Here is a 24711-nt window from a genome sequence, read left to right on the forward strand (position 1 = left end):
GTAAGGATTGATTAATAAAAAAGAACATTTGCCGCAGTATGATCATCTCAAGGACAAAATGAGGAATGAGGCGAATGAGCGACATGATCAGGACACGTAATTTAACGAAGCAATTTGGCGGCAGCACCGTCATTTCAGGTGTGAACATGACGGTAAAGGAACGGGAGATCTACGGATTTCTGGGTTCGAACGGTGCCGGTAAAACAACGGTGATGCGAATGCTGCTGAATCTGATTAAACCGACAGAAGGCGAGATTGAGCTGTTCGGGGAACGGCTGACGGCTGGAGCCACGAAGCCGTTTAAACGCATCGGCCATATTATTGAGACGCCTGTCTTTTACGAAAACCTGACAGGACAGCGAAATCTTGAGCTGCACTGTGAATACATGGGAATGTATAATCCCAAGATGATCCAGGAGGCGCTTGAGCTGGTTCAATTAAACAGTGCGCGTAACAAGCCGGTTCATCAGTATTCACTGGGCATGAAGCAGCGTCTGGGCATCGCGCGCGCCGTGTCGACCAAGCCAGAGCTGCTTATTCTGGATGAGCCGATCAATGGTCTGGACCCGAACGGAATTCTGGAAATGAGAAGCTTGTTTAAGCGGCTGCGTGATGAATATAGAATTACCCTGCTGATATCCAGCCATATTCTAGGGGAAATTGAGCAGATTGCAGACACGATTGGCGTGATCAACAGCGGCCGGCTGATCGAGGAAGTGTCCATGGAACGGATTCGCAGCACGCAGACAGAGTATGTGGAGATCATTACGCTGAACGTCAACCGGGCAGCCTATGTGCTGGAGCATGATTTGAATATCCGCAACTTTAAAGTATCGGGAGACAGACAGTTGAAAATCTATGATATGCAGCTTTCCCAGAGCGAGCTGTCCAGGCAGTTGATCACCCGTGAAGTGCCGATTGAGGCAATTAACCGTCGCAGCCGGTCGTTGGAAGAGTACTTTTTGGAAGCTGTCCGCGGAGGTGAAGAGCATGCTGCATCTCATTAAGCTTGAGTTGATGAAGGGGCGGAAAGGCAGTTATCTATGGGGAGCGATTATCACTTATGCCATCATTGCAGGTTTGATGCTGCTCGTCTTGTTTGTGGATAATGCTCTTGAAGAGGTCTTTCCTAATGATGTGGAGCTGCTGACCGTGATCGATACGCTGACGCGCATCACCTTTGTGATCTATGCATCTGTTCTCTTGTCCAGGCTGATTATCCGGGAATACAAGGACAGAACGATGGAGCTTCTGTTTACTTATCCGGTAAGCCGGAAAAAGATCATTTTCGCAAAGCTGATTATTGTGGCCGTATGGACATTTATTAACATTGTCGTTTCCAACCTGCTGATCAGCTCGCTGTTATTGTTTGTTAACCGAATGGTCGGGGACATCCCAGTGGTGATGACGCCGGAAATGTTGTATCAGCACTACTTGAAATCGGTGATTCAGGCTTTGGCTGCTGCTGGCATGAGCCTGCTGCCGCTGGCTGTCGGGATTCGCTGGAAATCGGAGGCGGCGACGGTCGTATCGTCCATTGTTATTGTTTCGGTGGTCTCGTCCAATAATATGGGGTTCAGCCTCAGCTCGATTATTGCAATACCGCTGACATTAGCTGTATTTGGCGTATTGGTGGCCTACCTCTCTTTCCGCAACATCGATCATACCGATATTCCCTGAATGCCGGGACTCAGCCTTAAGAATCCGTTCTTAAGGCTTTTTTGTACAAACTAATCCTCTGCGAATGTAACCGCAACAAATCGAAAGCGCCTATGTTCTACAATGAAGACGTAGCGGGGCCAAAGAATAGGAGGGTCTATGAATGAATAATGCAGTAAGCGACAGCAGTACAAAGGCAATGGAAATTTTAAATCGAATGTTTGCAGTTGAAATGGAATTTATGCGTTCGGATGGAAGTGACTTTAGTGGTATTAAATCTGCCTTTCACCCCGACATCGTGGTTCATGAGCCTGTCTCGCTTCCTTATCCTGGCGACTGGTGCGGTTATGAAGGACTCGGAAGACTCTTTAAAATTATGCATAATACGTGGAGTTCCATGAATACTGAGAACATACTTGCGACTCTAGATGGTGACACCCTTTTTATGGGATGTACTTTAGTGGCTAGGACAAGGCAATCTGAAATAGAAGTCCGACTCCCCTTTGCCCAAATCCTAAAAATGAAGGACGGTTTAGTTATCGAAGCATTTCCATACTATTTTGATACTGCTATGATAAACGCAGCGCTTGGTTGTGTGACATCTGGCCGCCTCAATACAAAAACAGCAAGCTCCCGATAAATACCGGGATGTTTGCTGTTTTGCATTAGGTATACCGTTTACTTCGCCTGAATGTACCCTTCCGCTTTCAGCAGCTCGGCAATCAGGACGGCACCGCCTGCAGCGCCGCGCAGGGTGTTGTGTGACAGACCCACGAACTTGTAATCGTAGAGCGTATCCTCGCGCAGTCTGCCTGTAGAAACGCCCATGCCGCGCTCAATGTCACGGTCCAGCTTCGTTTGCGGTCTGTTCTCTTCTTCAAAATACGTAATGAACTGCTCTGGAGCACTCGGCAGCCCAAGCTCCTGCGGCCGGCCTTTAAATTGCTGCCACCGTTCCAGAATTTCAGCCTTCGAAGGCTTTTTCTCGAACGATACAAATACGGCTGCCAAATGCCCGTCCGTTACCGGCACGCGGATACACTGGGTAGTAATCAAAGGTGCGCTGGCTTTCACGATTTCACCGTTCGCAACGCTACCCCAGATGCGCAGCGGCTCCTGCTCGCTTTTCTCTTCCTCGCCGCCGATGTAAGGAATGACGTTGTCCAGCATTTCCGGCCAGTCGGTAAAGTTTTTGCCTGCCCCGGAAATGGCCTGGTAAGTCGAGGCCACTACTTTGGTCGGTTTGAAATCCAGCAACGCGTGCAGTGCCGGCACATAGCTTTGGATGGAGCAGTTCGGCTTTACGGCAATAAAACCTGTGGAGGTTCCGAGCCGTTTCCGCTGTGCGGCGATGACATCAATATGCCCTGGATTGATTTCCGGAATGACCATGGGAACGTCAGGTGTCCAGCGGTGAGCCGAGTTGTTGGAGATGACAGGTGTGCCTGTTTTGGCGTAGGCTTCTTCCAGCGCTTTGATCTCATCTTTTTTCATATCTACCGCGCAAAATACAAAATCAACCGATCCTGCAACTTCTTCCACCCTCGAGGCGTCCTGTACGACGATGCTCTTCACCTCTTCAGGGATAGAACCCGGCACCTTCCATCTGCCTTGCACGGATTCTTCATATGTTTTGCCCGCAGAGTTTGCACTTGCCGCGATGGCTGTAACTTGAAACCATGGATGCTGATCAAGCAGCTGAACAAAGCGCTGACCCACCATACCTGTTCCTCCGACAATAGCAACTTTCAATTTTTCAGTCATTCGATGTTCAGATCCTTTCCGTTTAAATTGGCATGTTCTTTTTGAACTACCTCTTATACAAATAAAAAAATCTCACCCCCAAGACTGAACGTAAGTCTTAGGGACGAGATATGTATACTCGCGGTACCACCCCAAATTCGCCAATATGTCGCCATATCAGCCTCTTCGAGTACTGCACTGTATATATAACACATACATGCTAATACTCTAGCTCTGTAACAGGAGCTCCTGACACACCATCCCCATACTAATATATGAAGGTTCCGGTGTATTGCTCAGAGTTTTTTTTCAATAAACCATTCTTTACTCCTTTTCAGCGGACGGAGCTCTCTGCAAAAGAATTCATTTATTTACTCTTCTCATCATCGCAGTTGAATTATTGCGATTATAATATCAAATAACGGCAGGAAGGTAAACATATATTTTTTTGCAATTTTGGCGATGTTACAGGTTGAACATTATAGCCCGTATGAAGTAAAACACTTAAGTTTTGAATAGAAATCTATGGAAATCATGGTACAATGGTTATCGGAATGCAGCGGATTACCGGAACACAGACGGTTAACGATGCGTAGAGAATAGAAAAAGGGGTTACAGGAGGCAGCATGCACATTACTTCCATTTTGCTTGGCCTGGTTATTTTACTGAATATCATTTTTTCGCTGTTCGTTGTGTTCCAGGAACGAAGGGATGCAGGTACAACCTGGGCCTGGCTGCTGGTGCTCAGCTTTATTCCGGTGCTTGGTTTTGTGCTGTATCTGCTGTTTGCGCAGAACCTGACCCGCAGGCATCTGTTTCAATGGGCTGATCTGAACAAGCTGGGGACAGACAAGGTGCTGCACAAGCAGTTGGACAGTCTTGGCTCTGACGGGTTCGATTTCCGCAATCCGGCCACAAGGGATTACAAAGAGCTGATCCACATGCATCTTGTCAATAATCAGGCGGTGTATACGGAGGACAATTCAGTGCTTCTGTTTACGGACGGAAGGGACAAATTTGGCCAGCTGTTTGAGGATATTGAGAATGCGCAGGATTTTATCCATATTCAGTATTACATCATTAGAAGGGATACGCTGGGCAAACGGCTGCTCAAGGCCTTGACGGAAAAGGCGAGGCAAGGGGTCAAAGTGAGGGTGCTGTATGATGAATTGGGTTCGCGCTCGCTAACGAGAGGTTTTTTTCGCAGCTTCCGGGAAGCGGGCGGTGAGGTGGAGGTTTTCTTTCCCTCCAAGCTGCATCTGATCAATTTGCGGCTGAATTACCGCAATCACCGTAAAATCGTCATTATTGACGGCAAAATCGGCTATATCGGCGGTTTTAATGTCGGAGACGAATATCTGGGGCTGAGCCCCAAATTCGGCTATTGGCGGGATACACATTTAAGGATTCAAGGCCAGGCGGTGTACGCGCTGCAGACCCGGTTTATTCTGGACTGGAACCAGGCGTCGCGTGATCATGATATCAGTTATGAGCTGGACCTGTTCCCTGAGGTTGTTACAGAGGGCTGTGTCGGGATGCAGATCGTGACCAGCGGCCCGGACTCGGAATCGGAACAGATTAAATACGGTCTCATCAAAATGATCTCATCTGCCAAGAAGTCCATCCTGATCCAGACGCCTTATTTTATCCCGGATGCCAGCCTGCTGGATGCGCTGCGGATTGCGATCCTGTCCGGGGTGGAGGTCAGCATCATGATTCCGGATAAACCGGATCATATTTTCGTCTATTGGGCAACGTTGTCGCATATCGGCGAGATGCTGAAGGTCGGCGCCCATGTGTATATTTATAATAACGGCTTCATTCATGCCAAAACGATTGTCGTGGACGAGGAAATTGCCTCGGTCGGCACGGCTAATATTGATGTGCGCAGCTTCAGGCTCAATTTTGAAGTGAACGCATTCCTGTATGACGAAGAGATTGCCCGGCACATGGCCCGTATTTTTGACAAGGACATGGCCGTATCCCATGAGCTTACCTATGAGGAATATTTGAAGCGGCCCAATTGGATCAAAATCAAGGAATCTGTATCCAGGCTGCTGTCGCCGATTTTATAATGGCTGCTTGTTAACTCCCATTCATTGGGGGTTATTTTTTTGGTTTGATATAGGGCCATTTACCTGAGTTTGTAAAATCTATTGACTAGGTACGAGGATTTATTTACCATGGGAAATATGTCCTTGTTTTACATGGTGTTTATTGCTATTAAAGGGGGTTAGAGTGCAGATTCATCAGAGATATTCTTAAGAAGAAAGTTTTATTTTCTCGAAGGGAGATAGAGTCGTTTGCAAAAAATGATGAGGTTGCTTATTGCTGCCGGTTTGTTCCTTGGAGCTTCCGGATTGGGGGCGTTCAGTCAGGAGGTGTCGGCCAAGCAGTATGATTATGATGAACTGAACCGTCTCACAGCCGTAGAGTCTGAAAAGGGCAGGATCACCTATACCTACGATGCAGGCGGCAATTTGTTAAGTGCTGTTCATACGCCAGCTGAAAATACTTCTTTTCGAGTAACAACGAACATTGCTTCCGGGTGGACATCATATGCTACCAGTGGGGTTGACGCCGAGTTTGCTTTAGTTACTGAAGCAGTCTACCAGGAACAGACACAATCTGGATCAGCAGCAGAAGATGGCAGCACTTCTGTTGTCCAGGATGTGTATTCGGTTACAGGATCGGTATATCAGCCTCGGTCAGAAATGACCGTTCAAAAGATCAGCGCCAGCTCAAACCGGGCCGGTGGGGTTAACATTTACCGTGATTTGGAAATCTCGGGTGGACAGACCTACAGTGCCAGAGGATTGGTTAGAGCGCCGTCCATCGAACAATCGTTAGTGAAGGTGGTCATTAATTATTACGATGCCAAGGGGAAATTGATCACGCATCATAATGCAGCGATTCTGCCACAAGCAAGCGGCTGGGAGAGCTTCTACTCTGAAACGACTTCTCCCCGCAATGCGGTAAAAGCAAGAGTTCATTTACAAATTACGATTCTGCAGAAGAGCGGGTCTGGCGAAGCCGGTTTTGCCAATGTCTCCTTTCAGCCTAAGCGTAATGATGAATAAGGAAGGAGAACAGATATGTTACGTACAAGCATGCGTTTGATTTCGCTGATCCTTGTTTCCTTTTTTATAATGATTGGACTAAAGAATTACCCGGTATTTGCGACGGAAGCGAACACTTATACGCTGTACAGCGGCCAGAGCGTTTCGGTAACCTTGGCTTCCAGCAGTACAACCAGTTTTACGGTAAAAGGTGATTCTTTTGATTATGTCAAATACACGGAGGACGGCAAGCTGTCCGCAAGCGGGCAGTACACGAGAAGTTACTCTGTAACTTTGTATTCAGGGCAAAGGGCCGTGTTAACCAACACTTCCTCATCTGAAGTGACGATTACTGCCAAAACAAGACCTGTCAATTTTGTAACCAGTTCAACACCGGCTATGCAAAAAAGGAACGTCGCCCCCGGATCCAGTGTATTGGTTCATAATTCCAGCAGTGCTACCGAAAGTGTAACATTCGACGGGCTGAACGATTACGCAAAGTACGATGACGAAGGAGTGCTCACCACCTTTGCGCGTAACGACAGAGGCGGATCTGCTTCGGTTCCCGCCAACGGCGGAACAGTAATAACCAACAGAGATCAACAGACAGTCCAACTCATCGGAGCCAGCGAGACTTTTACGTTCACGGATTCGACTCCCGCTTCGTTTCGGGAAACACTGAAAACAGGCGAAACGCTTGAAGCAGAGAACATAACAAGCAAATCCTTTTATGTGTATTACGAAAGTGAAGGTGCTTTATCCTACGAATACGTAGTCTATAAAGCGGATGGAACTGTCGATTCGTCCTCCACTAGCGCCAAAAGTCCATCTGACTTGATTGGTACCGGAAAACGGCTGGTTGTCACCAATCGCGGGAATGCTCCCCTCGTTGTAATTGGTGCCTTTGACGCATTTAGAGTTACGAATGAAAATAACACCGCCTACATCGAGCAAAAAATACAATACGGGGAAAGCTACAAATTTACCAATATTCAAAGCAAAAGTTTAGGGCTGTCTTATGATGGTACATACGATTTTGCAGAATATGATTCAACGGGAAAAGTGCTTGATTTCGGGCATGACTGGACAGGAGATTACTCCTATAACAGTATTTTTGAGAATGATTATGTAGTTGTCACCAACCGGAATCTTTCCCCGGTTACGGTTACATTGGCAAAAGGAGCCTTCAAAATCGAAAAGAGCATAAACCCTGCGCTGTCTGTTTCCTCGCTTTCTCCCGGAGAAAGCATGGAAGCACTTAATACCAGCAGCAGCAATGCTCATTTGGAGATGGAAGGCAGATACGATTATGCTCTCTATAATGCCACAGGTATTTCCGCCCACTATGAGGATTCATTCATCGATCTTCTTAATCTTCGCGCTGGGGAACGTGTGGCATTTACGAATATCGGAACAGAGACCAGAGAGGTTTACGCTCCGTATGAGATATTCAGATTTATGGATAGAGCTGCCGAGGTTACGTTCCACAGGGTGTTATCCCCGGGCCAATCTCTCAAGCTGGACAACAAGGCAGCTTACTCCTTTAACGTAAACGTGGACGGGCAGCATCACTACGCGGCGTATGATGAGGATAAAAGAGTTCGCGACTTTGGAAATCCGGTTACGGGAGATCGTCATTCGATTGCTGAATCAGAGTGGATGGTTGTGACCAATAGCGGACTTTCTGACATGGAAGTAACGGGCGCTTATGATGCGTTCACTGTTACTTCCCGTGCCGAGCCAGCTCTGTATAAAGGGTATCTTGGAACGGGTCAGAGTGTGAGACTGAAAAGCTCAAGCCCATACCGTTTTGATGTCTATTTGGATGGAACCTATGATCAAGCCAGCTATAACACGGATAATAGTCCGCGTTCTATCGGGAGGAAAGAAACTGGCAATCTGGCATTGTTGGCCAATGAGCGTGCAACGGTAACGAATACAGGGAATACGCTGCTGGTCGTTCTCTCGCCCTATGATGTAACTACCGCTCAGGCAAGTGCAACACCGGCGCTTGCCGTAAAAACACTTTTGATGGGTAGCAGTGTGGAATTTGTGAATAAATCGGCTCTTTCCGAACAGGTTCGGATTACCGGCATTCATGACCTGATGGATTACGCGGAAGACGGAAGTCCATACTTGTACAGCCGTGACCGGTTGACCGGGTTTAAATCCATTTCGGCTGGGCAGAAGACGGCATTCATGAACACCGATATCGAAACGATCGAGGTTTATGGTGCTTATGAAATATTTGAAATGAAGGAACGCAGCAATCCGGTAACGTTCAGCAAGACATTGGCGGCCGGCAGCAGTGCGGATTTCAAGAATGTAACGGCAAGATCCTTCTATATCTATCCAGAGGGGACATATGACTTTGCGTTATACGATGCGGAAGGAGACGTAGATGGTGTCGGCCGGGGTACCGATTCCGGGCTGAAGCTTATCAGTGCAGCAGAACGGCTGGCTATGACCAATGCTTCTTCCTCATCTATGATCGTCAAGGGGCCATATGACGCTATTAAAATAACCGACAGAGCACATCCGGCGTTATTTGAGCGTGTTCTGCAGCCAAGGGAAAGCATGGAGGCGGTGTACACCGGACCAGGAAACGGAAATGTCTACTTTACGGGCGAATATGATTATGCCATGTTTGCGGACGGCGTTCTGAACACCTATTTCCGGAACCAGTCTCTGTCAAGATCAGTCAGTCCAGGGGAACGGTTGGCTGTAATGAATGCTGAAGATCAGCCTATCACGGCTTACGGAGCATTTGATGTGTTCTCGGTTACGGGACGGGCCAATCCGGTTACTTTCCGTAAGAACCTGGACGCCGGACAGCACTTGGATATCGTCAACAAGCACGCAACCAAAGCGTTTAGTTTGTATTTTAACGGGGTCTATGACGATGTATTACGCAACAGTGATGGAGAACTGCTTGATCTGAACTATGCGACCGAGGACGCGATTCAGTCTATTTCCAGGGGAGAGAAAGTCGCAGTATCCGCCTCCGGGAACGGCCCGCTGACGCTTGAGGGCTCCTACGATGCGTTTGTCATTACATCCAGAGCAAATCCGGCATTGGCTAAGCTTGAGCTGTCTCCAGGGCAAAGTATGGAGGCTGTCAACACTGGAACGACGAAAGCCAGATTGAAATCGACAGGAACCTATGATCTGGCAACGTATGATCCCTCCGGTATGCTCGATGTGTACGACACGAATGCTACCAACGCAACGACCCGCACTTATGAACCGGGCGCTAAAGTGGCTGTGCAAAACGTCGATGCTGCCAATATTGTGATGTACGCTGCATTTGAAGACTTTACGTTCCAGAGAAGAGACAACCCGGTTACTTTTGAGCGCACCCTCTCCACTGGAAATATTCTGGAATTTGTGCCCGAAACGAATCGATTGTACACACCCCTGAAACTGGATGGAATATATGACTACGCGCAATATAAAAATGACGGGGAAGTAAATGGTTTTGCCGTTTCCGAAACGGCTGCAGCAGCCAGTGTTCCCCGGGATAACAGGATTGTCGTTTCTCCGGCTGACGGTTCGAGCTTAACGCTACGGGGGCCGTTCGATGGTTTTACAATTAACAATTCGGCGATCCAACCCGTGACTGTCAAGACACTGAATCCTGGTGAAAGCTATTCCATAGTGAATGTTTCGCCTGCCGGATTTAGCGCAAAACTCAGCGGTACCTACAGCTATCGTATTTATGACGCAGAGGGTACGCTGCGAAGCTCATACGACAACAGTACGGGCTCAACCCGCAATATTCAGGATTCGTACAGACTAGTCATCATCAACACAGGCTCGGAGAACGTTACTGTGACAGTTCCTACGGAAGCTGTAGTGGAAACGAATGGCGAGGAGCTTGTTGTGAAGTCGCTGGCGATGGACAAGACTCTCAAAGTCACCAATGTGTCTGGTACGGCGGAGCGACTATCTTTGCGGGGAACCTACGATGTTGCTGTGTATAATTCAGCGAAGCAGCCTGTAAGCTACTCCAGAAAAACCTCTGCTGCAGATTTGTCGTTGCCTGCGGGTTATTATGCTGTATTGACTGGACAACGGTCGGAGCCGACTGTGATCACTGGAAGTCCGGCAGCTTTCGTATTCTCCGAGCACGTGAATCCTGCTCTCCGGGTCGTCAAGCCGACCGAGACAGGAAGCGTTAAGATCACGAACGAAAGTATGGCAAGCTGGAAGCTGTCGGCACAAGGAGCGGCGGATTGGGTACAGTACGACGCATCCGGAGCCGTTCGGGATTATGATGCAGGCAGCAGCCAGACGTCCTACTCCATGGAGCCATCTCATTCGCTGAGGGTATCTCCTGTCGCATCAACGCTGGAATTATGGGGTCCTTTCGATGCTATGAAGGTAGAGGAATTGGAAGAGCCTGCGCTGGTTAACGTACGTTTGAACGGAAACAGCGCATTGAAGGTGACCAATTTAACTTCAGCAGACCGCACCTTTAAAGCCAAAGGGGCCTTTATGTACCGGTTTGGGGATGAAGAAGAGAAGTCAGGACAAAGTCCATTTACTGTGCCTGCAGATCAAGCGGTCATTATTCGCAACCCGGGTACGGAAGCCTATCAGGTATACAGTCCGTATGGATTCTTCAAGTATGAAGATGCACGTCAGGAAGAATCGGATGCCATTTCAGGCAAAAAGGCGGCCGACAACATCCGCAAGGCTGATCCTGGCGGCTACGATCCGCTGACGCTTCATGCTGATCCGATTGATACGGCAACCGGGGCGCAGATCATGAACCATACGCTGCTTACATCCTACGCTGCGGTACCCGTTCCTTTCCAGGCTCAATACTACTCATTGCTTACGGGTGATGGTGCTTTGGGCATTGGCTGGAGCCATAACTATGAAATGCGTGTGGTACCGGCTGCAGACGGGAAAGCGGCAGCGGTATACTGGAACGCCTTCCGCTTCAATTCGTTTGTGAAGGGCGCGGATGGGACGTTTACCTCCAGCGACACATCCGTACAGAATGACCGCTTGACTCAAACGAACGACGGCGGCTATGTGCTGAAGCGGAATGATGGAACCGTCTATACGTTTGCAGCAGACGGGACGTTGAGTTCTGTGGCAGAACGCGGCGGGATGAAGCTTGTCTTTAAGTATTCAGCTGCGCACAAGCTCGTTTCGGTAACGGAGCCGATGACCGGAGACGGATTAAGCTTTACTTATAACACAGCAGGCGATATTGTGACTGTCCAAGAACAGTCCGGCAGAAAGGCAAGCTTCGCTTATGATACGGGAGGCAGACTCGCCGAAATTACGGATGCCGACGGTCATAAGACACAATATACGTATAATGCCGATGATCAAATCGTGTCTGCGGTTACGGAAGGTCTTCAATTGTTCGCAAATACGTTCGACAAGGAAGGCCGGATCATCAAGCAAAGTGACGCCAACTCAGCTTCTACATCCTTCAGCTATGAAGAAAAGGATCATAAGCTCGTCACGACCATTACCGATCGTAATGGCAATTCTCTGAAGCGGACCCACAATGTTCGGTATGAGCTGCTTCAGTCGACCGACGCATTGGGCCGCAGTACGGAGTATGTGTACGATAATAATGGCAACAGAACACAGATTACGAACTCACTGGGTCAAACCGTACAGTATACTTATGACGCTTACGGCAATTTGACGGACGCCAAAGATCATACGGGCCAGACTGTGAGCATGGCGTATGACGAGAACAACAATCTGACAGGGGTAACCGGTCCGGACGGCAAAAAAGTCGCTTATGTGTATGATGAAAAAGGCCGTTTATTGACAACAGCCGATCCCCAAGGCAATAAAACTTCATACAAATATGACGAAAACGGTCTTCTGCTTGCCGCTACGGATGCGCTTGGTCATAAAACAACCTACGCTTATGCCGGAGGACGCCTGGACCAGGTGACGACGGCTGCTGGCGAAACGCTGACATTCGGCTACGATCAAGCCGGACGCCTTGCCAGCCAGACCGATGAAGAAGGCAATCAGGCCAAATCGGTCTACAGTGACAATGATTTGCTGGTTTCCTATGCCGATCCATTGAACCGCACCTTGAAATATGTGTATGACGGCCAGGGAATGCTGAGCGAGGAAACGGATGCACGCGGAAATACCACGAAGTACCGGTATGACGGCAACGGCAATCTTACGAAGGTCACGAATGCACTGAATGAAACGATCACGCTTGAATATGACGCGGAAGGACGTTTGACAGGAGCGGTTGATGCGCTGGGACGGCGCATGAGCTTCACCTATGACGCCGCAGGCAATGTGTTAAAGGAGAAGAATGCCGAAGGCGAACAGGTTCGTTATGTGTATGATGAACTGAATAGACTGGTTAAGGCGTATGATGCGCTTGATCAGCTTGTGTATCAGGCATCCTACGACAGCGCGGGCAATCCGGTTACGATCAAGGATGGACTGGAACTGGCCTACGGCGGCTCTTACGATATGCTGAACAGGCTGACGGAGAGCATCGATCCGCTGAACCGTAAGACCGTCTTCACCTACGATGAGCTTAACCGCCTGACCTCGGTAACCGATCCGATGCAGGGAACAGCCAGCCAAAGCTTTGATGCTTTGAGCAGACTGACCGAAGTGACAGATCCTAACCATAATACAACGATGTATAAATATGATCCGGTCGGACGGGTTGTCAGTGAGACGGATGCCGCCGGAGGCGTGCATACGTACAGATACAATGCTATCGGCTTGATGGAAGGTGAAACGAACAAGCGCGGCCAGAACGTAGCGTATCAATACGATGCGGCAGGCCAGCTGACGAAATTCACCGATCCTGACGGCAGTGTAGCTTATGATTATGACACCAACGGCAATGTAAGGGCCGTCAGCAGCGAAGGACAGGCCATTACCCGCAAGTTCGATGCTCTGAACCGGGTGACAGCGTACACGGATCAGGACGGCAATACGATCAAGTATACTTATGATGCGGCTGGCCAATTAACTGCGCTGACCTACCCGGACGGCAAGACGGTGTCTTACTCGTATGATGGTGCGGGCAGAATGCGCACGGTTACGGATTGGACGGACCGTACTACAAGCTATGCTTATGACAAAAACGGGCGTCTGACCTCGACACACCGTCCGGATGGAAGCACAGAGTCCCGCACGTATGATGCGAATGGACGTCTGTTGACTCTGTCCGATACCAAAGCGGACGGTACGAGTATTACGGATTATGTCTTCACCTATGACGCCGCAGGCAATGTCATTTCCGAAACCGGTGGGGTTCAAGCGGCAGGGCTGGATTCTGTGACCTTTGATGTATATGGTCCAGGGCTGTCTCCGGCACCGGAAGCAGAAGCAGGCAGCAGCGTCAGCGAAGATGTGTACGGTCCGAATACTCCGCTGACTGACCTTAATCTGACATATACAGCGGATAACCGGATCGCCACCATGAATGAGGAACCGGTGCTGTATGATGCGGACGGCAATATGATCACGGGTCCGCTGCAGGGCACGATGCAGGCATACACGTATGATTCCCGCAACCGTCTGCTCGAAGCAGGGGGCGTGCGTTACGGGTATAACAGTGAGAATGTACGCACTTCGGTGACGGTAGACGGAGTGACCACCAAGTATGTGATCAACCCGCATGCAGCTTTGTCCCAGGTCCTGATGGAAAAGGATGCAAACGGCAATGTACTTGGGTATTATGTATATGGACTTGGCTTGCTGGGCCGTGAAGATATGTCCGGCGCCTACCAGACGTACCATTACGACCGCCGCGGCAGCACGGTGTCGCTGACCGATGCAGCGGGTGAAGTGACGGATACGTATGAGTACGGGCCATATGGTGAATTGCTTTCCCATGAAGGCAATACAGCACAGCCATTCCTGTACAACGGCCGTGACGGCGTCATGACCGATGCGAACGGCTTGTACCATATGCGTGCACGCTACTATAATCCGGAAATCAAGCGGTTCATCAACCGGGACGTCGTGACAGGCACGATCACGGATACGCCGACGCTTAACCGTTATGCTTACGTAAACGGCAACCCGATCTCCTACGTCGATCCGTTCGGTTTAAGCCGGGATTCAGACTCCTGGATGCTCAGGGGAGGAGACTTCCTGGTGGACATGATCCCGGGAGTAGGCACCCTGAAGGGCTTCCAGCAGGCTTTTACCGGAGTGAATCTGGTAACAGGAGAGCAGCTGTCCGTCTCCGAGCGCTGGGCGGAAGGGATCGGAGCCTCGCTAAGCTTCGTACCGATTCCGGGCATGAAGCAGGCCGGGAAGTATGGCACGGAAGGCGCTATCGCTGCGGGGAATGCGATTAAGGGATTGTTTAAAAAGGAAGCAACTCAAGGAGCAACTTCAACTCCACTGAGATACAAGCTGGATTTGCAGATGTTTGCTGAGGGGACGGGAGAAGTTAGCCGTAAAGGTGCTCTAAATCAAGCCAAAAGAGACGCAGGTATACCGAGAAGTCAACAACCTGAAGCGGTGAATCGAGTAGATATGCGTTCAGCACAACATGAGGGTGGACATGTAATAAAAGATTCAAATGGAAAAGTTATTAGCACTAGAGAGTATGTTTACACTAATAAGGACGGTAAAAAGATTGTAATTCAAGACCATAGTGCAGGACACCAAAAAGGTGGGCAAGGTCCACATTTCAATGTAAGACCTGCCGATAATACCCGAACAGGTAAAGTTCCAGGTACGATGGAGCATTATCCATTTGATAAATAGAGGTGGTTAAGAAGTGTGGTATGAAGTCTTGGAAAGAAACAATTTTCTAGTAAGTTTGTATGAACGAGTACCTGAACTTAAGGACGTTCGTATTGCTGAAGTAAACATCCATGATGAAGGACGTGTTGTTGCAGTTAAATTTGATATGCCTTATTATGCCGAAAGACCACCCAAGAAGTGGGCGGAACTAGGCGACAATGCTGTTGCTGTTAGAATTGACTTGTCGGCTATTCAGGAAATCACACTAAATTCTGGTTCTTTTGACTACAACGCCAATATTGAAATCTTCAAGGATGAAGACGATTTAATTGTAGTTAAAATTACTGGAACGGTTAATGCCCTAATTAAGGCTGAATCAGGATTTATTCAATCTGTTACTGGCTATTGTAATTAAATAATTGCCCTGAATGGCTACATGCCTTTCAGGGCTTATTTCTGGTGGGGGCTACCCAGTGCCGAATGAATCGACGGCTATACTAAAACAACTTTACCCTCATGAGGGGCGCAAGCTACTGTTATAACAGTGAGAATGTGCGCACTTCGGTGATGGCAGATGGAGTGACCACCAAGTATGTGATCAACCCGCAGGCAGCCTTGTCCCAGGTCCTGATGGGAAAGGATGCAAACGGCAATGTACTCGGGTACTATGTATATGGACTTGGCTTGCTGGGCCGTCAAGATATGTCCGGCACCTACCAGACGTACCATTACGACCGCCGCGGCAGCACAGTGACGCTGACCGGAAGTAACGGATACGTACGAATACGGGCCGTATGGCGAATTGCTTTCGCATGAAGGCAATGCATCACAGCCGTTCCTGTGACGGTGTCATGACGGATGCAAACGGCTTGTACCATATGCGTGCATGCTACTATAATCCGGAAATCAAACGGTTCATCAACCGAGACGTCGTAACAGGCACGATCACGGATACGCCGACGCTTAACCGTTATGCTTACGTGAACGGCAACCCGATCTCCTACGTCGATCCGTTCGGCTTAAGCCGGGATTCGGACTCCTGGATGCTCAGGGGAGGAGACTTCCTGGTGGACATGATCCCAGGAGTAGGCACCCTGAAAGGCTTCCAGCAGGCCTTTACCGGAGTGAATCTGGTAACAGGGGAGCAGTTGTCCGTCTCCGAGCGCTGGGCGGAAGGGATAGGGGCATCGCTAAGCTTCGTACCGATTCCGGGCATGAAGCAGGCTGGGAAGTACGGCACAGAAGGCGCTATCGCTGCGGGGAATGCGATTAAGGGATTGTTTAGTTAATAAGTTCCTGGTCTAAACCCACTGGCTTTCAGCCAGTGGATCCTTTCAGGACTTGCAGACACTTCAGTGTCCTAAATCTTTGCTATAATGTAGCAGGGTGAGAAAAATGGGATATATCCAAAACGGAAGCCATACAAGGTATGATATCGAATACCATATCGTATGGACAACAAAGTATCGGTATAAGGTATTACAAGGTGCAGTAGCAGAACGGTTACGAGAATGAATCCGCCAAGGATGTGAAGCGAGAAGCATACAAATCATCCGAGGCAGTATAGGAAAAGAACACGTTCATTTGCTGGTATCGTGCCCACCAACGATAGCCCCAAGCAAGTTGTTACAGTACCTGAAAGGAAGATCTTCCAAAATGTTGCAGGAAGAATTTCAGGAGCTGAAGAAGCGGTACTGGGGTCAGCATTTGTGGGCACCTGGGTATTTTTGTAGAACAGTCGGAGCAGTTACCGAAGAAATGATCAAAGAATATATCGAAGACCAAGGGAACTCCAAAATCGACGAAGTATTCAAGATCGAAGAGTGAGTTTTAGTCACGAACTTTAGCTTGCTTAAGCAAGAGGACATCTCATTGCACTTCAGTGTAGGGTAGGACTTTCAGTCCGTTATCTTCAGCCGGCTTTAGCCGAAACTGCGACTTTCAGTCGCTTAAATAAATCCCTGCACTTTAGTGCAGGGTGGTTTAGAAAGATGCTTGAATATAAGGCTAAGTGGTACGGATGAAGATTTGTGGCCGTAGGTAAAACCTTTGCCTCGTCTCAAATCTGTTCGTGTTGCGGCTACCAAAATAAAGAAGTCAAAGACCTTCGTCTGCGGGAGTGGGAATGTCCAGCATGCCACAGCCACCATGACCGTGACAACAATGCAAGCAAAAATATCCTTGCCGAAGGCAAAAGACTTCTGACTGAATAGTTAAAGGAACCGCAGGGACTGCGGGGATAGCCTGGCGGCATATCACGTGCTAATTCTGTTCAATAGAACGGACTACCCAGGAATCTCGCGGCTTTAGCCATGAGAGGCTTCAAGTAGACAAGTCTACTCAAGAAATCATTATCAGAAAATCGACACAAGTGTCCTTTTCACAATGCAAACAAACGAACTGCTTTTACAGCACTTGTTATATTTCTGCGATTATTCAAACATATTGTATGGAGAAAACTGAAACTTAAAATATGAGCAAAAAAGCGAGCGAGTGTGGTCGCTTTTTTTGTTGCTTTATTTTTTGTTTTGCTGCCGATAGACCTGCGGAGTGACGCCGGTTTTCTTTTTAAAAAGAGCATGAAAATAGGACATATCCTGATACCCCACTGCCGTGGCAATATCGCCGATCCTGCCATCTCCGGTGCGGAGCAGGCGGCAGGCTTCTGTGATCCGCACATTTTGCACATATTCGGACATGTTCATGCCGGTCTGCTTGCGAAAAATACGGTGAAACTGACGGGGGCCAACCCCCATCCGCCGGGCGATTTCCTCCACACTAATCTTTTCCTGGAAACGTGTGTGCAGCTCATGCAGCACCTCCCCGAGACGGAGCGACGAAGGTGTCTCCTCTGGCTCGGGTTCCGTATGCAGCCGGAAGATAAATAACAGCAACTGAATAACATGTGCATACAAAGCCGCCTCACGGCCGGCCCTCTCCGCTTCATATTCATAATGTAACTGCTGGAAAAGTCGTTCGGCTTCGCCATGCTGATCCTGGTAATGCAGGCATTGATCGACTTCCAACAGGGGCAGCAGCGTTATTCCCCCCGGAAAAGAGTGCAGCAAGCCCGTCAGGGCATCCATGGAGATCACACAATTGTAAACGACTAGAGTCCCACCAGCCTTGAGAGCAGGTCTGAACACATGGGATAGGCCTACCGGCAGCCAAAATACAGCTCCGCGCACGGCCGGGAAGGAGTTATCTCCCACGAGATGTGTTCCCGAGCCTTCACTGACATAGCTGATTTCCAGAAAATCATGCCGGTGCTCATGAAGCTCGTAAGATTCCACGGCCCGGTTCACGTATAAAGGCAGCCCTTGCGAGAAAAAAGCGGAACCGCTCAGCAGGTCGATCCTGCGCCGGACAGCCATTAGCCACACCTCCAGGAAATGTCCGATCACCCATCTAAAAATGTCCGAATCAGCACATTTCAAGCGTTTACATTCATCGTAAGATGAAACTGGATTCAATTGCAAGCCCGGAGGATGAACGGGTGAAGGAGGATGGCCAATGAGCCAGTTCAAAGTGGAAGGGTTAACCTGCGAATACAGGACTTCTCTTTTGGGAAGCGGGGTAAGAAGTCCGCGTTTCGGGTGGAAGCTAAATGCAACGGCAAGGGGGACGCATCAGGCAGCATATCGGGTTCAGGTATCGCGGCCTGGGGATGATTTTGCTTCGCCGCTCTGGGATACAGGCCGTGTCGAATCCGATCGGTCCGTTCAAGTCAAATATGAAGGTCCGCCCCTTCAGTCCCGCAGCCGCTACGAGTTCAGGGTCCGGTGTTGGGACGATCGGGGCAATGATTCAGGATGGAGCGCTCCTGCATGGTGGGAGACCGGACTGCTGGACAGCGGGGAGTGGCAGGCCAAGTGGATTACCCCTGATTCGGAGGCCATTGACCCGCAGGCGGAGCCAGCTTTTATGCTGAGGCGTTCGTTTAGCTTGCGGTCAGGTGTAAAATCGGCCGGTATTTATGCTACGGCTGCGGGTTTATATGAAATTTTTCTGAACGGCAGCAGGGTTGGCGAGCAGTGGATGACCCCAGGATGGACCAGCTATCACCACCGCTTACAGTATCAGACCTACGATGTGACTGCACAACTGAAGAGCGGGGCCAACGGGATCGGTGTACAGCTGGCAGACGGCTGGTATAAGGGACGACTTGGCTGGGATAACAAACGGGCACATTACGGGGACCGCAGAGCGCTGCTGCTGCAGCTGCACGTTCAATATGACGATGGGAGCGAAGAGGTCCTCGCCTCCGATGAGGATTGGAAGTCCTCCCTGGGCCCGATTCGTTTCTCCAGCATTTACGACGGAGAGAGCTATGATGCCCGGCTTGAGCAGCAGGGATGGAGCGAGGCCGCATTTGACGATTCCGGATGGAGCGGGACGGAAATGTGTGAGCTGCCGTTTGAACCGCTGGTAGCGCAGGAGAACTGGCCTGTACGGGTAACGGAAAGGATATATCCGCAAAAAGTCATCACAACCCCAGCAGGTGAAAAAGTGCTGGACCTGGGACAGAACATGGTTGGCCGCATACGGATCAAGTTCAAGAATCATATCCCGGAAGGCAGCACGATTACTCTGCAGCATGCGGAAGTGCTTGATCAGGAGGGGAATTTCTACACTGGCAACTTACGCTCGGCAGGGCAGCGGGTTGAATATACAGCCAAGGGTGGGGGAGAGGTCGACTATACCCCGCATTTTACATTTCAGGGCTTCAGATATGTGAAGGTTGAAGGGCTGGAGGCATGGGGCGATGAGGAACTGCTTGCAGCTTTTAGCGGGGAGGTCATGCATTCAGACATGGAAAAGACGGGCAGCTTTGAATGCTCGGACCCGCTGGTCAATCAGCTGCAGCGCAATATCGTATGGGGCCAGCGCGGCAATTTCCTGGATGTTCCGACGGATTGTCCGCAACGGGATGAGCGCATGGGGTGGACCGGCGATGCCCAGGTCTTCGCTCGTACGGCGGCTTTCAACTATCATGTGGGCCCTTTCTTTGGCAAATGGGTGCGGGATCTCAAAGCGGACCAGCATAAGGACGGGAGTGTACCGTTCGTCATTCCGAATGTCCTGGAAGGCACCGCTGCCAATCCTGGCAAAGAACAAACCTCGGCAGCCTGGGGCGATGCCGCTGTCGTCTGCCCGTGGGTGATGTATCTCAGTTATGGGGACGTGTATCTGCTGGAAGAACAGTATGCCAGCATGAAAGCATGGGTTGATTATATTCGCAGCCAGGGAGAGCAGGAATACTTGTGGAACACAGGCTTTCATTACGGCGACTGGCTTGGCTTGGACGCCAAGGAGAACAGTTATGTCGGAGCGACACCGCTTGATATGGTGGCCACTTCTTTCTTCGCTTATTCTACCAGAATCGTAAGAGATGCCGCCGTGGTGCTTGGACGTGCCGAGGATGTGCGGTATTACAGCGAGCTGCTGACTGAAATTAAAAAAGCCTACCGGGAAGAGTTTGTAACGCCTGCCGGCAGGCTGGCGGCTCCAACTCAGACCGCGCATGTGCTGGCCCTGATGTTTGATCTGGTGGAGGGAGTGGTCAAACAGCGCACAGCCCGCGAGTTGAACGAGCTGATCGTGAAGAATAACTATCATCTGACCACCGGATTCGTAGGAACTCCTTATCTGTGCATCGTGCTGTCCGACAACGGATATCACGATACCGCTGTAAAGCTGCTGCTGCAGGAAGAGTATCCATCCTGGCTGTATTCGGTCAAGCGGGGAGCCACGACGATTTGGGAGCATTGGGACGGCATCAAGCCGGACGGTTCGTTCTGGAGTGATGCTATGAATTCTTATAATCACTACGCTTACGGAGCCGTTGGAGACTGGCTTTACCGTTATGTGGCAGGCCTGAACATGAACGAAGCCGAGCCGGCATACAAAAAGATCCTGATTAAGCCGCATTTTGCTGCTGGACAGCTCACTTCGGCCCGCGCAACGCTTGAGTCTCCTTACGGGTTGATTGAGTCTTCCTGGCAGATGGCCGCTGGAACTATGACGGTCAATGTGCAAATTCCGGTCAATACGAGCGCGGAAATTGTGCTGCAGGGAGCCAGCATGGGGGAACTATTTGAGGGCGGAAAGCCTGCCGGGACTGCTGAAGGTGTGTTGAATATCTCGGAAACGGAGCAAAAGGTAACTTTGACCGTCGGCTCGGGCAGATATGAATGGACATATCCGGCTGTGGAATTGGTTAAGCAAAATTAAGGAAACACGGTAGCCTCGCGCTTACGGAGATCACCAAGACGTGTATGGGCATGAAGGACAAAGGGCGAGAACAGGGGAAACTAGCTCCTATCCTCGCCTTTTTGTTCTAAATAAGAATTCGCAAGAGATTAGCGATCTCTGCCCGTTTTAGGTTTAGGGCTGCACGCAGCAGCTTCGTTCTCGGAGCGCCCCAGAACAATTTACATATCTGCTAATCCGCCCTCGTGTGGTACAATGTTTGAGTCTGTTTATTTTGCAGGAATAGAGCTGTTACACGTAATGCCCGCACGAGGAGGAGCTTATGAAACGAGGCCCGTTTATTGCAGTGGAGGGACCGATCGGAGCCGGAAAAACCACACTTGCTTCCATGTTATCCACCGAACTGAACATCCCCATTCTGAAAGAAATCGTAGAAGAGAACCCTTTTCTGGACAAGTTTTATCAAAATATAGACGAGTGGAGCTTCCAACTGGAGATGTTCTTTCTCTGCAACCGTTACAAGCAGCTTGAAGATACGGATCTGCAGTACATTGCGCAGGACAAGCCGGTCATCTCGGACTATCATATTTATAAAAACCTGATCTTCGCCGAACGCACGCTTAAGGGGATCAAGCGGGAAAAGTACCGTCAGATCTACCATATTTTGACCGACGATCTACCCAAGCCGAATATCATTCTGTATATCCGGGCTAATCTGGATACGCTGCTGTACCGCATCAGCAAACGCGGCCGAGACTTCGAGGAGCAGATTGATCCGGCTTATTTGCAGCAGCTGATCGAGGATTACGATACGGCGATGACTTCCCTGGCTGAACGTGAACCTGCTACCGTCATTGTTCCTATTAACGGCAGCGAGGTTGATTTTGTCGAGCATCCGGAACAGTTTGCCCGGATCGCCGCCCAAGTAAAGGAGCTTATACAATGAATGATTTTAATATCCCGTCTGACGCAATTATTACGGTGGCCGGCACTGTCGGGGTTGGTAAGTCAACGCTGACTGCTGCCCTGGCGAACCGTCTCGGCTTTAAAACATCCCTAGAGAAGGTCGAGCATAATCCTTACCTGGAGAAGTTTTACCATGATTTCGAGCGCTGGAGCTTTCATCTGCAGATTTATTTTCTGGCTGAGCGTTTTAAAGAGCAGAAGAACATTTTTGAAGCGGGTGGCGGTTACGTGCAGGATCGTTCGATTTACGAGGATACGGGCATTTTCGCCAAAATGCATGCGGATCAAGGCACGATGTCCAGGACGGATTACGAGACTTATACCAGTTTGTTTGATGCGATGGTCATGACCCCGTATTTCCCGCACCCGGATGTGCTGGTCTATCTGGAAGGCAGCCTGCCGTCCATTCTGGCCCGCATCAAGGAGCGGGGCCGCGAGATGGAAATTCAGACCGATGTATCGTACTGGGAACATATGCATGCGAGATATTCCGCGTGGATCGACGAGTTCGAACAGCTTAAAGCCTGCCCGGTGCTGCGCTTGAACATTGATGAATACGATGTGAATGACCCGGCTTCGCTGGACAGTATTCTGGCCGAGGTCAGCACGGTCATTCAGACCAACAGGCTGAACGGATTGAACAAAATAGGCTGAAAACATAACTGCATTTGTAGGCCGTTTGATACGGTGCCTGTATTGTGCCTTGCAAAAAAATAGATGTTATAACAGGCTGTCAGAGATTTCTGGCGGCCTTTCTGCGAGTTGTTTATTCACATAACCCTGAATTAAAAAAAGGGGGGTCTAGAAACGAGCTTCAGAAGCGAATTATGAATAAGTACAATTAAAAAAGACTGCTTTATATGGCAGTCTCAACGGGATCGTGTTTTCCACTGTTCTAACTTTTCGAGATATTTCCTCATCTGGTCTTTGGGAATACTTCTGACAGTATTTAAGCGTTTATGCGCCAGTGTAAAAGCCAAGTCCCGTGTCCTTTTCTCAATCGTAAGTACATGTACGATGCGGAGGACATCTACGATTTCATTGGTGACCCGAAACACAATCCGGATGCCTGCACTGCGGAGTTTGATTTCTTTACAACCCGCAAGCTTGGTCTGGGCATGATTGCTTAATTTTTTGCCTACTTCATCTGCTCGATATATTAATTCGTCAATCGCATTGTTGACCTCTTCCAGAACAGAACCATCCAGCCGGTTATATTCTTTCTCAGCTGCTTCATGCAGACGAACATCAAACCGTTCTTCCATTCAGTTTTGTTAATTCCGGCGAATTTCTTTCCAAGATTTTGCGGATGCTGGATTCCCATCAAGGCTTTCGATACGTTCAAGCAAGATACGTTCTTCCTCTTTTTCTTCCAGCTGGGTTAGGCGATCAAAGAGCTGTTCAAACATTTTGTAACCGATCACGACCGTTTCAACCGAACCATTTTCCGTAATGTATTGAGGAAGCTGCTGTGCCTTTTTACGAAGCTCTCCAAATTTTTTTGAAGCTTCGGAGGAGGTTATCATTTGATCCACGTTAAATGTTGGCTTAACCACGGTTCCCATCCCTATCCTCTCCTTTGGTTTAATTTATATTATTCCATTTGTATCTTTAAGTATACCACTTCCACCCACTTCTGCGTATGATATTACGGAAAATTACACGTAGAAGTTTGCTTGATTGCTTTTTTTGTTCCAACCCCGATTTAGTACATATCAGGTGCTGCTAGCAGTGTAATGCCCTTGTTTTTGGAAACCGCATTCTGTTAAGCTCTTGACGTAGAGAGGGGATGTTTATATGCTCGGGAAAGAGTGGGAGGACTTGCTATCAAGCTACCCATCAGCCGAACTGGTCTCCAGTGACGGAAAGAATCGGATTTTAATTTGCGTCTACGGATATGAGTCGCCTCAAGTAATGCTGGATGCGTCGGATATTGACTGGCTGAAATGCCGAATACGGGTCGAATGCCTGAATTTTGCCGGGGAAGTAGACGGTCCTTATCTGGAAAGTGGAAGCCTCCTGCACTGGCAGGCTGAAGCTGAGGCGTTATGCAATACATACAAGGAGACGGGTTGGTTTAGTGCTATTGAGCCTGAACTTGATTTTAGGCTGGAAAGAGATGATATCCATAGAAAGCAGTTCAAGGTTACAGGTCACCTTGCTGCACGGATCGTGGAACAAAGCTCCGTTCTAAACTATGAATATCATACAAACGTCAGGAGTTTGCGTGATTTCGCCGCAGGATTGGAGAGGCTGATCGCGTCATTTCCAGCACGGAACCGTCCAATCTCCCGCCCATAAAGTCCGTGATCGATTCCATAACCAATATAAAAGCGCCGCAGTCTGC

Annotated in this window: 17 protein-coding genes, 2 pseudogenes and 1 other annotated feature; of the genes and pseudogenes, 15 read left to right on the forward strand and 4 right to left on the reverse strand. The window is 49.3% G+C overall.

Annotation, left to right across the window (positions count from 1 at the left end; all coding sequences use genetic code 11):
• Positions 1-74: 74 nt before the first annotated feature.
• From ACE5LO_RS10380 to ACE5LO_RS10390, 3 genes are all read left to right on the forward strand, one after another.
• Positions 75-1007: an ATP-binding cassette domain-containing protein gene (locus tag ACE5LO_RS10380; RefSeq protein WP_375519955.1), complete on the forward strand. Its 933-nt coding sequence runs from the start codon at positions 75-77 to the stop codon at positions 1005-1007.
• Positions 991-1680, forward strand: coding sequence for an ABC transporter permease (locus ACE5LO_RS10385; protein ID WP_375519956.1), 690 nt, complete (start codon positions 991-993; stop codon positions 1678-1680). Before ACE5LO_RS10380 ends, ACE5LO_RS10385 begins: the two co-directional genes overlap by 17 nt.
• Before the next feature lie 142 nt (positions 1681-1822).
• Entirely contained in the window at positions 1823-2299 is a 477-nt protein-coding gene (locus ACE5LO_RS10390; RefSeq protein WP_375519957.1) for a nuclear transport factor 2 family protein, read from the forward strand.
• A 38-nt stretch (positions 2300-2337) separates the two neighbouring features.
• On the opposite strand, the gene asd is transcribed toward ACE5LO_RS10390, so the two are convergent.
• A complete protein-coding gene (gene asd / locus ACE5LO_RS10395; RefSeq protein ID WP_375519958.1) occupies positions 2338-3423 on the reverse strand; it encodes an aspartate-semialdehyde dehydrogenase in 1086 nt (361 codons plus the stop codon).
• A 96-nt stretch (positions 3424-3519) separates the two neighbouring features.
• Positions 3520-3798, reverse strand: a binding site (T-box leader).
• A gap of 230 nt (positions 3799-4028) precedes the next feature.
• Here asd and cls point away from each other — a divergent pair.
• The 8 genes and pseudogenes from cls to ACE5LO_RS10435 all read left to right on the forward strand — a co-directional run.
• Positions 4029-5477 carry a cardiolipin synthase gene (cls, locus tag ACE5LO_RS10400; RefSeq protein ID WP_375519959.1) on the forward strand — a complete coding sequence of 483 codons (1449 nt, stop codon included), beginning with the start codon at positions 4029-4031 and terminating at the stop codon, positions 5475-5477.
• A 228-nt stretch (positions 5478-5705) separates the two neighbouring features.
• Positions 5706-6482 (forward strand): RHS repeat domain-containing protein, encoded by a 777-nt coding sequence (locus ACE5LO_RS10405; protein ID WP_445993905.1) that lies wholly within the window; start codon positions 5706-5708, stop codon positions 6480-6482.
• Positions 6483-6497: 15 nt separating this feature from the next.
• Positions 6498-15206: an HNH/endonuclease VII fold putative polymorphic toxin gene (locus tag ACE5LO_RS10410; protein WP_375519960.1), complete on the forward strand. Its 8709-nt coding sequence runs from the start codon at positions 6498-6500 to the stop codon at positions 15204-15206.
• Between the two features lie 13 nt (positions 15207-15219).
• Positions 15220-15600, forward strand: a complete 381-nt coding sequence (locus tag ACE5LO_RS10415) for an Imm50 family immunity protein (protein WP_375519961.1) — start codon at positions 15220-15222, stop codon at positions 15598-15600.
• Between the two features lie 149 nt (positions 15601-15749).
• Positions 15750-16001 carry a hypothetical protein gene (locus ACE5LO_RS10420; RefSeq protein WP_375519962.1) on the forward strand — a complete coding sequence of 84 codons (252 nt, stop codon included), beginning with the start codon at positions 15750-15752 and terminating at the stop codon, positions 15999-16001.
• On the forward strand, positions 15998-16474 hold the full coding sequence (locus ACE5LO_RS10425; protein ID WP_375519963.1) for an RHS repeat-associated core domain-containing protein: 477 nt from the start codon (positions 15998-16000) through the stop codon (positions 16472-16474). Before ACE5LO_RS10420 ends, ACE5LO_RS10425 begins: the two co-directional genes overlap by 4 nt.
• 106 nt (positions 16475-16580) lie before the next feature.
• Positions 16581-17012 (forward strand): annotated as a pseudogene (tnpA, locus tag ACE5LO_RS10430) (IS200/IS605 family transposase).
• Between the two features lie 155 nt (positions 17013-17167).
• Positions 17168-17398 (forward strand): annotated as a pseudogene (locus tag ACE5LO_RS10435) (zinc ribbon domain-containing protein); the annotation flags it as partial.
• A 303-nt stretch (positions 17399-17701) separates the two neighbouring features.
• Here the strand turns inward: ACE5LO_RS10435 and ACE5LO_RS10440 are convergent.
• Positions 17702-18559: a helix-turn-helix domain-containing protein gene (locus tag ACE5LO_RS10440; protein WP_375519964.1), complete on the reverse strand. Its 858-nt coding sequence runs from the start codon at positions 18557-18559 to the stop codon at positions 17702-17704.
• 139 nt (positions 18560-18698) lie between these two features.
• On the opposite strand from ACE5LO_RS10440, the gene ACE5LO_RS10445 reads away from it, so the two are divergent.
• From ACE5LO_RS10445 to ACE5LO_RS10455, 3 genes are all read left to right on the forward strand, one after another.
• Positions 18699-21419, forward strand: a complete 2721-nt coding sequence (locus ACE5LO_RS10445) for a family 78 glycoside hydrolase catalytic domain (protein ID WP_375519965.1) — start codon at positions 18699-18701, stop codon at positions 21417-21419.
• Positions 21420-21720: 301 nt separating this feature from the next.
• On the forward strand, positions 21721-22344 hold the full coding sequence (locus ACE5LO_RS10450; protein WP_375519966.1) for a deoxynucleoside kinase: 624 nt from the start codon (positions 21721-21723) through the stop codon (positions 22342-22344).
• The gene (locus ACE5LO_RS10455; RefSeq protein ID WP_375519967.1) at positions 22341-23018 is read left to right on the forward strand and encodes a deoxynucleoside kinase; all 678 of its coding nucleotides are present in this window, start codon (positions 22341-22343) and stop codon (positions 23016-23018) included. The genes ACE5LO_RS10450 and ACE5LO_RS10455 overlap by 4 nt, the downstream gene beginning before the upstream one ends.
• A gap of 215 nt (positions 23019-23233) precedes the next feature.
• Here ACE5LO_RS10455 and ACE5LO_RS10460 read toward each other — a convergent pair whose 3' ends face one another.
• Positions 23234-23629 carry a type II toxin-antitoxin system RelE family toxin gene (locus ACE5LO_RS10460; protein ID WP_375519968.1) on the reverse strand — a complete coding sequence of 132 codons (396 nt, stop codon included), beginning with the start codon at positions 23627-23629 and terminating at the stop codon, positions 23234-23236.
• Positions 23630-23638: 9 nt separating this feature from the next.
• Complete coding sequence (locus ACE5LO_RS10465) at positions 23639-23929, reverse strand: hypothetical protein (protein ID WP_375519969.1); 291 nt, start codon at positions 23927-23929, stop codon at positions 23639-23641.
• A gap of 232 nt (positions 23930-24161) precedes the next feature.
• On the opposite strand from ACE5LO_RS10465, the gene ACE5LO_RS10470 reads away from it, so the two are divergent.
• Positions 24162-24665, forward strand: a complete 504-nt coding sequence (locus ACE5LO_RS10470; RefSeq protein ID WP_375519970.1) for a WapI family immunity protein — start codon at positions 24162-24164, stop codon at positions 24663-24665.
• The last annotated feature ends 46 nt before the right edge of the window (positions 24666-24711 follow it).

The sequence above is a fragment of the Paenibacillus medicaginis genome (assembly GCF_042138635.1).
Classification (GTDB): domain Bacteria; phylum Bacillota; class Bacilli; order Paenibacillales; family Paenibacillaceae; genus Paenibacillus; species Paenibacillus medicaginis.

Bases quoted from the DNA above. Each gene is read 5' to 3' on its own strand.
- ACE5LO_RS10380 (WP_375519955.1), top strand. From the start codon at position 75: ATGAGCGACATGATCAGGACACGTAATTTAACGAAGCAATTTGGCGGC.
- ACE5LO_RS10385 (WP_375519956.1), top strand. From the start codon at position 991: ATGCTGCATCTCATTAAGCTTGAGTTGATGAAGGGGCGGAAAGGCAGT.
- ACE5LO_RS10390 (WP_375519957.1), top strand. From the start codon at position 1,823: ATGAATAATGCAGTAAGCGACAGCAGTACAAAGGCAATGGAAATTTTA.
- asd (WP_375519958.1), bottom strand. From the start codon at position 3,423: ATGACTGAAAAATTGAAAGTTGCTATTGTCGGAGGAACAGGTATGGTG.
- cls (WP_375519959.1), top strand. From the start codon at position 4,029: ATGCACATTACTTCCATTTTGCTTGGCCTGGTTATTTTACTGAATATC.
- ACE5LO_RS10410 (WP_375519960.1), top strand. From the start codon at position 6,498: ATGTTACGTACAAGCATGCGTTTGATTTCGCTGATCCTTGTTTCCTTT.
- ACE5LO_RS10425 (WP_375519963.1), top strand. From the start codon at position 15,998: ATGAAGGCAATGCATCACAGCCGTTCCTGTGACGGTGTCATGACGGAT.
- ACE5LO_RS10440 (WP_375519964.1), bottom strand. From the start codon at position 18,559: ATGGCTGTCCGGCGCAGGATCGACCTGCTGAGCGGTTCCGCTTTTTTC.
- ACE5LO_RS10445 (WP_375519965.1), top strand. From the start codon at position 18,699: ATGAGCCAGTTCAAAGTGGAAGGGTTAACCTGCGAATACAGGACTTCT.
- ACE5LO_RS10450 (WP_375519966.1), top strand. From the start codon at position 21,721: ATGAAACGAGGCCCGTTTATTGCAGTGGAGGGACCGATCGGAGCCGGA.
- ACE5LO_RS10455 (WP_375519967.1), top strand. From the start codon at position 22,341: ATGAATGATTTTAATATCCCGTCTGACGCAATTATTACGGTGGCCGGC.
- ACE5LO_RS10460 (WP_375519968.1), bottom strand. From the start codon at position 23,629: ATGGAAGAACGGTTTGATGTTCGTCTGCATGAAGCAGCTGAGAAAGAA.
- ACE5LO_RS10465 (WP_375519969.1), bottom strand. From the start codon at position 23,929: ATGGGAACCGTGGTTAAGCCAACATTTAACGTGGATCAAATGATAACC.
- ACE5LO_RS10470 (WP_375519970.1), top strand. From the start codon at position 24,162: ATGCTCGGGAAAGAGTGGGAGGACTTGCTATCAAGCTACCCATCAGCC.